The organism is Streptomyces sp. NPDC054932, assembly GCF_053610205.1.
This window is the reverse complement of sequence record NZ_JBSGXU010000278.1, coordinates 1-8,207: the sequence shown is the minus strand read 5'-3', so window position 1 is coordinate 8,207 and position 8,207 is coordinate 1. Positions and strand designations below refer to the sequence as shown.

Genomic DNA, 8,207 nt, shown 5'->3' with positions numbered 1-8,207 from the left:
GTGGTGGTCCGGCCACCACCCCCGGGCCCACAGGACCCCGGAAGCCCGGATCGGGACCCGGGGGGTGGTGGCCGGACCACCCCACCCGCACTCCCGGGCCGCACGGTCGCCCGCGTCGGCGCCGACCGGTGTCAGCGGGCCGTCAGCCGCTCGTCAGCGGGCGGCCGCATCGTCCTCCTGTCGGGCAGCAGCCGGACACGCACCCCGAGGAGAGACCTGACATGGGCAACGACCGCAACGGCATGCGACGGGACGAGCTGGCCGCGTTCGTCGAGGCGACCGCGAAGGAGTTCGGCATCCCCGGCGTCAGCGTCGGCGTACTGACGGACGGCCGGGAGGTCAGCGCCTCGTACGGGGTGACCAACCTCGACAACCCGCAGCCGGTCGACGAGAACACGCTGTTCCACCTGGCCTCGGTGACCAAGACCTTCACCGCCACCGCCCTGATGCGCCTGGTCGCGGAGGGCCGGGTCGACCTGGACGCGCCGGTCCGCCGGTACGTTCCCGAGCTGGAGCTCGCCGACGAGCGGGCCGCGGAGCGCATCACCGTGCTGAACCTGCTCAACCACACCGCGGGCCTGGACTGGAACCTCGTCTTCTCCGGCGACGAGGCCGACACCCTGGCCGGCTTCGTGGCGCACCTGCCCGGACTGCCGCTGGTCGCCCCACCCGGCTCCCGCGTCTCCTACAGCCAGGCCGGCTACAACCTGGCCGGCCGGATCGTCGAGACGGTCACCGGCCTGCCCTTCGAGAAGGCCGTGGACGAGCTGCTGCTGGAACCGGCGGGGCTCACGAACACCTCCTTCGACCTCGACAGGGTCATGGTCCGGCGGTTCGCCGTGGGCCACGCCCCCGACGGCCACGACGGGGAGCTGCGGCCCGTCCGGCCGTGGTCCTCCTGGCGGGCGGGCAGCCGCGGGAACAACCCCGGCGGGGGCATCACCTCCTGCGTCGGCGACATGCTGCGGTGGGCCCGCTTCCAGCTCGGCACGGGCGACGGCGTACTGCCCGCCGGGGCCCTGCGCCGCATGACGGAGCAGACGGCCCCGCTGCGCGCCAGCACGCTCGGCGACGGCCTCGGCATCTGCTGGTTCCTGCGCGAGGTGGACGGCGTCCGCGCGATCGGGCAGGGCGGCTCGGGCAACGGCCAGTTCGCCGAGCTGCTCATCGTGCCCGAACGGAACTTCGCGGTGGTCTCGCTGGCCAACGCCGGCCCGCACGGCCACCTCTTCAACCAGGCCGTCGTGCGCTGGGCGCTGGAGCACGGCCCCGGTCTGGTGGAGCAGGACCCGGAGCCGGTCGCGTACGACGGGGCGCGGGCGCGCGAGGTCGCGGGCCGGTACGCGATCGACGCCATGAACCTCGACGTCGCCGACGACGGGGACCGTCTCACGCTGGCGGTGGGGATCAAGCCGGAGATCCGTGCGGCCGCGGACGCGGACATGCCCGCGGACCACCCGCCGGCCGCCATCGGCTTCCTGTCCGGCACCGGCGACGAGTACGTCATCACGGAGGGCGGGCTGAAGGGGCAGCGCGGTCTGTTCAACCGCGACGCCGAGGGCACGGTCGTGGGCATCGACCTGGCGGGCCGGCTCTTCGGCAGGGTCCCGGCCGCGTCCTGACACCGGACGACACCGGACGACGCCTGACGGCGCCTGACGGCGCCTGACGGCGCCGACGCGGCCCGTACGACGTCGGACCGACTTGCGGGAAGCCGGCGAATGGGGTTGCGTCGAAGGAGGTGGGTACGTGGTTCCCGTCTCCCCTGGGTTGGGGGTGAAACCCCGTGCTGTTCACCCATCGCGCGGACGCCGGCGAGCAGCTCGCCGGGGCGCTGCGGCACCTGGCGGGGGAGGATCCCGTCGTCCTCGGCCTGCCCCGCGGCGGGGTCCCGGTCGCCTTCCGGGTGGCCCGCGCGCTCGGCGCCCCGCTGGATGTGATCGTGGTGCGCAAGCTCGGCGTCCCCCACCACCGTGAGCTGGGCTTCGGCGCCATCGGCGAGGGCGGCGTACGCGTCATCAGCGAGGACATCGTCCGCAGCAGCCGGGCCCGCCCGGAGGACCTCGTGGCGGTCGAGCACGCCGAGGAGGCGGAGCTCGCCCGGCAGGCACGCAGGTTCCGCGGCGACCGGCCGCGGCTGCCCCTGGACGGCCGGACCGTGATCGTCGTGGACGACGGGATCGCGACCGGGGCCACGGCCGCGGCCGCGTGCGAGGTCGTACGGGCGCAGGGCGCGGCGCGGGTGGTGCTGGCCGTTCCGGTGGCCCCGCCGGACGCGGTCGCCCGGCTGCGCTCCGCGGCCGACGAGGTCGTGTGCCTGTCCACCCCGCGCGCCTTCCGCGCCGTCGGCGAGTGGTACCAGGACTTCTCCCAGACCCCCGACGAGGAGGTCATCCTCCTGCTGGCGGAGGCGGAGGCGGAGGCGGAGGCCGGCGCCGGTACCCGCCCGCCCGTCCCGCCCGTCCGGCCCGCCGCGGTCGAGGTGGACGCCGGCGGCCTCGCCCTGGCCGGGGACCTGGCCCTGCCGGAGGATGCCCGGGCCGTCGTGATGTTCGCCCACGGCTCCGGCAGCAGCCGCCACAGCCCGCGCAACCGGGCGGTGGCGGCGGAGCTGAACCGGGCGGGCCTCGGCACCCTGCTCTTCGACCTGCTCACGCCCGCCGAGGAGGCCCACCGGGCCAATGTCTTCGACATCGGGACACTGGCCGGGCGGCTCACGGACGCCACCGCCTGGCTGCGCGGCCGCACCTCCCTGCCGATCGGCTGGTTCGGGGCGAGCACCGGGGCCGCGGCGGCACTGTGGGCGGCCGCCGACACCGACATCGGCGCCGTGGTGTCCCGCGGCGGCCGGCCCGACCTGGCCGGCCCGCGGCTCGCCGCCGTACGGGCCCCCACCCTGCTGATCGTCGGCGGCCGGGACACGATGGTGCTCGACCTCAATCGCGCGGCCCTGCGCGAGCTGCGCTGCGAGAACCGGCTGGACATCGTCCCCGGGGCCACCCACCTCTTCGAGGAGCCCGGGGCCCTGGCCGAGGTGGCCGGGCTGGCCCGCGACTGGTTCACCCGGCACCTGACCCCGTAGTCCGGCGGCCGGTGCTGCCGTGGCCCGGTGGCGCGGCGGCGGGGGCCCGCGCGACCATGAGGGGATGGAGCAGGCGTCGGTGCAGGATGTCAGCACCCCGGGCCGGATCGCGTCGCCCGGCGAGGGCATCAGCCCCGAGGAGCTGGCGCTCGCGGCCCGCAACCACGGACTGCCGCTGGAAGCCCTGCGCTACGAGGTCACACCGCCCGGACTGCACTACGTCCTGGTCCACTACGACATACCCGCCGCCGACCCGGCCGACTGGTCCCTCGCCGTCGGCGGCCGCGTCCGTACCCCGCTGGCGCTGGACCTCGCCGCCCTGCGCGGGTTCCCCGCGGTCACCCACCGCGTCACCATGGAGTGCGCCGGGAACGGCCGGGCCCGCCTCACCCCGCGGCCGGTCAGCCAGCCGTGGCTGGTCGAGGCGGTGGGCACCGCCGACTGGACGGGCGTCCCGCTGCGTCTCGTGCTCGCCGAGGCCGGGGTGCTGCCCGACGCCGTCGAGGCCGTCTTCACCGGCGCCGACCACGGGGTCGAACGCGGCGTCGAGCAGGACTACCGGCGCAGCCTGCCGGTGGCGGCCGCCACCGGCCACGACCCCGAGGTCCTGATCGCCTACGCCATGAACGGCCTGCCCCTGCCGCCGCAGCACGGGGCGCCGCTGCGGCTGGTCGTCCCCGGCTGGTACGGCATGGCGCACGTCAAATGGCTGCGCGGGATCACCCTGGTCGAGGCGCCGTTCACCGGCTTCCAGCAGGCGGTGGCCTACCGGTACCGGCTGTCCGACGACCCGGACGACCCCGGCGAGCCGGTCACCCGGATCGCGCCGCGCGCACTCATGGTCCCGCCGGGATTCCCCGACTTCATGACGCGCACCCGCGTGGTGCACCCCGGCCCCGTACCGCTGCAGGGGCGGGCCTGGTCCGGCCACGGGGCCGTCGCCCGGGTGGAGGTGAGCGCCGACGCGGGCCGCTCCTGGATCCGGGCCGAGGTCGCGCCGCCGGGACCGCACCGGTGGGCGTGGCAGGCATGGTGCTGCGTCTGGCCGGCCGCACCGGGCCACCACACCCTCACCGTCCGCGCCACGGACACCGGGGGCCGCACGCAGCCCCTCGAACAGCCGTGGAACCGCGGCGGCTTCGGCAACAACCTGGTCCAGCACGTACCGGTCCTGTGCTGCTGAGCGCGCGCCGGCCCAAACCGCCTAGGAGATGCCGAGGAGCCTGACCGCCTGGTAGTAGGTCCAGGCGGTGCCCTCGCAGGAGCTCCGGCGGGAGCCCGAGTACTGCGCGCAGACCCGCTTCATGTCCGCGTGGAACGCCAGGTCCAGCCGGGCCTTGGCGGCCGGGAACCGCCCTGCCGCGCGGTAGTTGCGGTAGCCGAAGTCGTGGCGTTCGCAGGCCGGCGCGAAGGGGAAGCCGAAGGGGTCTTCGGGGGACGAGGTGCACTGGTCGGTCGACCAGTCGAAGCCGTACGCGGCCCAGGCCGCCCGGTGCTCGCGCGCCTCGGCCCATGCCTGCTGGCTGGCGGCGCTGGTTTGCGTCCAGCGGGTCAGCACCTCCGGTTTGTCGGCCGGGACCGCCGGTGCGGCCCAGGCCGCCGGGGCGAGGGCGAGCACCGCTGTCGCGGCGGCGGTGGCGAGAGCGGGGACGAGGCGGCGACGGCGCATGGGGTTCCTCGGTGCCGGGGCGGACGGGTCACCTCCGGCCAACTCCCCCGGCCGCCCCGCGGTTACTGTGCGTCGACGGAACCGAACCAGGCACCCTCCCAGGTATGAGTCCGTATGGGACTTGCGGCTCATTCCCGATTCGTTCTGAGGAGGGACGCGCGACGGGGTCCCGGCCCCCGAGACTGGAGGACATGAACCGCCGCCCGCTCGTCATCGCCGCCGCCACCGTGGGAGTCCTCGCCACCGCCGCCTTCGCGCTGCCCAACCTGCCGCCGAATCCCGTGACCGACACGATCGACAGCAAGGTGTACCAGGAGAAGGGCAAGCGCTTCGCGAGCGCCGCCGATGCGCCCGTGCGTGCGCAGGCCGCGTTCGCCCTGCCGTCCTGGATACCCAAGGACGCCACCGACGTCCGTATACGGGTGAGCAACACCGACAAGGCCCGGCTGATCCGGTTCACCCTCGGCTCGACGCCGCTGGACGGCCCCCAGTGCAGCGCGGGCACCCCGAAGCCGTTGGGCGCGCCGGGGCTGCACGCCAAGTGGTGGCCGGGCAGCTTCCGGGCCGAGGCCCGGCCCGAGTGCCGGGACGCCCACCAGTACCAGGTGGTGGTGCGCGGCAAGCGGGTCTACGCCTGGACGGACGGCACCCCGTCCCCGGGCGACCGGGCGCGGGCCGGCGCAGCCGCCGCGCCCCGGCCCCGGTGAGGGCGGCCGCCAGCGCGTCGGCATGCGCTTCGAGGGTGTAGGTGAATCCCTCGGGCCGGTCGCTGTGCCCGTGGCCCAGCAGGTCGACCAGCAGTGAACGCCGCCCCGCCAGCAGCGGATGCGTGGCGCTCGCCGCGAAGTAGGCGGGCGAGGTGGCCCCCAGCCCGTGCACGTAGACCCGGGCCGGTTCCTCCCCCGGCAGTTCGACCCAGCGGATCCGGTCGCCCTCCGGCGTGACCACGGCGTTCCTCACGGTGCTCCCCCTCGTCTCGTCAGCCGCAACAGGCCAAGGGCCGCCACGCCGTGCCGGATGTCGGCCGACCATCCGTCATGCGCGCACTATCGTGGCCGACATGGACATCCGCCGGGCCCTCACCCCCGCCGAGCTCTCAGCCGCCGAATCCCTCTTCGACGGGCCCGCCCGCGAGGAGTGGTCCGCGCGCTTCCTCGCCGCCCCGGGACACGTGATGCTCATCGCCTACGTCGACGGCGTACCTGCCGGGATGGTCTCCGGCATCGAGATGAGCCACCCCGACAAGGGCACCGAGATGTGCCTGTACGAGCTCTCCGTGGACGAGGGGTACCGGCGTCGCGGCATCGGCCGCGATCTGACCCTGGCCCTGGCGGAAGAGGCGAAGGCGCGCGGCTGCTACGGCATGTGGGTGGGGGTCGACACCGACAACGAGGCCGCTCTGGCCACCTACGGCTCCGCCGGCGCCCGCGACGAGGGCGTCTTCTCGATGCGCGGCTGGCCCCTCGCCCCGTAGCCGGGGCGGGCCGTCCGCGTGCGCTGCGCCCGCCGCCTCCCCGGCAACTTCACTGCGCCGACCGGCGCTTAGGGTTGTCGCGGATCAACCCGTCGGTTGATCAGGGGATCGGGGGGAGCCGATGAACAGCGCGACCGAGGTGTTCGAGCCACTGCAGGCGGACGATCCGTCCACCGTGGCCGGTTACCGCATCGCGGCCCGGCTCGGCGCGGGCGGGATGGGCCGCGTCTACCTGTCGCACACCCAGGGCGGACGGCCGGTCGCGATCAAGGTCGTACGGCCGGAGCTGGCCGAGGACCCGGCGTTCCGGCGGCGGTTCCGCCGGGAGGTGGAGGCCGCCCGGCGGGTCCGCGGCGCCTACACCGCCGAGCTGATCGACGCCGACGCGGAGGCCATGCCGCCCTGGCTGGCCACCCTGTACGTGCCCGGGCCCTCGCTGTCCCAGGCCGTGGCCCGGCGCGGACCGCTGCCCGTGCCCGCCGTGCTGTGGCTGATGGCGGGCGTGGCGGAAGCCCTGCAGGCCATCCACGACGCGGGCATCGTGCACCGGGACATGAAGCCGTCGAACGTGCTCCTGGCCGCCGACGGGCCCCGGGTCATCGACTTCGGCATCTCGCTGGCGTCCGACACCACCGCGCACACCGCCACGGGCGCCACCATCGGCACGCCCCAGTACATGGCCCCCGAACAGGCCTCGGCGGGCGAGGTCACGGCGGCCGCCGACATCTTCGCGCTCGGCCAGACGGCGGCGTTCGCCGCGCTGGGCGAGCCGCTCTACGGCACCGGTCCCTCCGCGGTCCTGCTGTACCGGATCGTGCACGACGAGCCGGACCTGTCCCGGCTGCCGGAGGAACTTCGTCCGCTGATCGCCCGGTGCCTGGCCATCGATCCGCAGGAGCGGGCCACCCCTGCGGAGATCGTGGCGTTGTGCCGCAAGCAGCTGGGCGAGGACGCCGACGCGGACAGCGGCCCGGCCCTGTGGCGGGAGGTGACCGGGCCGGAGCCGGCGGTCCCCGAGCCCGTGGCGGAGCCCGTCCCGGCACCTGCGCCGCTGCCGGCTCCGGGCCCCGTCCGGGCGTCCGGCACGCCGCACTCGACGTTCCAGGCATGGGCGCCTCCGCCGACGCCGGAGCCGACGGGAGCGAGGCAGCGGCGGGGGCGCCGGTGGCGCATCGCGCTGGCCATCACCGCCACGGCGACGTCGACCGTGCTGGCGCTGGGCCTGACCCGGGTGATCTTCGACAGCACGAAGGACACGCTGCGCGACCATGCGCAGTCCCCGACGGTCGGGGGAACCCCGGCGGGGTCGGCCCGCACGGCGGGCGGCAACCCGGCGCCCGGCGCCGCCGCTTCCACGCCGGCTGCGAGTCCGAGCCCGAGTCCGAGCCCGACGTCACCGCCGAAGCCCATGCCCTACCCCCTCCTGAACCTGGACGAGGAAGGCTCGATCTCCATCAAGGAACCGGTCCAGCACGAGGACCGCAAGGGGGACATCCGCCTGGACTGCGAAACACCCGGCTGCACGCTGGAGAGCGACACGAGTGTGATCAGCCTGATCGGGGGCAAGCCGAACGGCTCTCTGGAATCCTGCCGTGCGGCCCTCAGGTGGACCTCCGCGAAGAAGCACACACTGGCCACAGCGGCGGCCGGCAGTGAGTTCTGCGTCAAGCACCCGTCGGGGGACATCGCCCTGCTCGTGATCACGCTCAAGTCGACTCCGGGCCTGTCGAAACTGCCGAGCTTCCTCTCGGTCGACATGACGGTCTGGCGCGCGGCCTGACGAAGCGGGCCACCGCCCGGGACACCGCCCGCGTCCCGGCCCGGCCGGTGGCCCGGATCCGCCCGGGCGGCGGCGTGTCGTGCGCCCACTCGGCGCACCCTCCGCGCGCCCGCGCCGCCGCTCGCAGAGCATCGGCCGCATGACCGCATTCGCCGCGCTCCTCCCCGCCGCCGCCCTGCTCGCGGCGGCCGCCACGGCCGCC

General features: G+C 75.0%; 7 protein-coding genes and 1 pseudogene. 6 read left to right on the top strand and 2 right to left on the bottom strand.

Annotated features, from left to right (window positions below; translation table 11 throughout):
• Positions 1 to 221: 221 nt before the first annotated feature.
• From ACWGE1_RS38560 to ACWGE1_RS38550, 3 genes are all read left to right on the top strand, one after another.
• Entirely contained in the window at positions 222 to 1,622 is a 1,401-nt protein-coding gene (locus ACWGE1_RS38560; protein ID WP_453425135.1) for a serine hydrolase domain-containing protein, read from the top strand.
• Positions 1,623 to 1,786: 164 nt separating this feature from the next.
• Positions 1,787 to 3,082 (top strand): phosphoribosyltransferase family protein, encoded by a 1,296-nt coding sequence (locus ACWGE1_RS38555; protein WP_453425134.1) that lies wholly within the window; start codon positions 1,787 to 1,789, stop codon positions 3,080 to 3,082.
• Positions 3,083 to 3,146: 64 nt separating this feature from the next.
• Positions 3,147 to 4,265: a sulfite oxidase gene (locus tag ACWGE1_RS38550; protein ID WP_453425133.1), complete on the top strand. Its 1,119-nt coding sequence runs from the start codon at positions 3,147 to 3,149 to the stop codon at positions 4,263 to 4,265.
• 21 nt (positions 4,266 to 4,286) lie between these two features.
• Here ACWGE1_RS38550 and ACWGE1_RS38545 read toward each other — a convergent pair whose 3' ends face one another.
• Complete coding sequence (locus tag ACWGE1_RS38545) at positions 4,287 to 4,751, bottom strand: phospholipase (RefSeq protein ID WP_453425132.1); 465 nt, start codon at positions 4,749 to 4,751, stop codon at positions 4,287 to 4,289.
• Positions 4,752 to 4,942: 191 nt separating this feature from the next.
• Here ACWGE1_RS38545 and ACWGE1_RS38540 point away from each other — a divergent pair, with 191 nt between their 5' ends.
• Positions 4,943 to 5,458 (top strand): hypothetical protein, encoded by a 516-nt coding sequence (locus ACWGE1_RS38540; RefSeq protein ID WP_453425136.1) that lies wholly within the window; start codon positions 4,943 to 4,945, stop codon positions 5,456 to 5,458.
• On the opposite strand, the pseudogene ACWGE1_RS38535 reads toward ACWGE1_RS38540, so the two are convergent.
• Positions 5,445 to 5,711, bottom strand: a pseudogene (locus tag ACWGE1_RS38535) (alpha/beta fold hydrolase); the annotation flags it as partial. The gene ACWGE1_RS38540 and the pseudogene ACWGE1_RS38535 overlap by 14 nt on opposite strands.
• A gap of 100 nt (positions 5,712 to 5,811) precedes the next feature.
• On the opposite strand from ACWGE1_RS38535, the gene ACWGE1_RS38530 reads away from it, so the two are divergent.
• Both ACWGE1_RS38530 and ACWGE1_RS38525 read left to right on the top strand, forming a co-directional pair.
• Positions 5,812 to 6,225: an N-acetyltransferase family protein gene (locus ACWGE1_RS38530; RefSeq protein WP_453425131.1), complete on the top strand. Its 414-nt coding sequence runs from the start codon at positions 5,812 to 5,814 to the stop codon at positions 6,223 to 6,225.
• Between the two features lie 121 nt (positions 6,226 to 6,346).
• On the top strand, positions 6,347 to 8,005 hold the full coding sequence (locus ACWGE1_RS38525) for a serine/threonine-protein kinase (protein ID WP_453425130.1): 1,659 nt from the start codon (positions 6,347 to 6,349) through the stop codon (positions 8,003 to 8,005).
• Positions 8,006 to 8,207 lie beyond the last annotated feature (202 nt).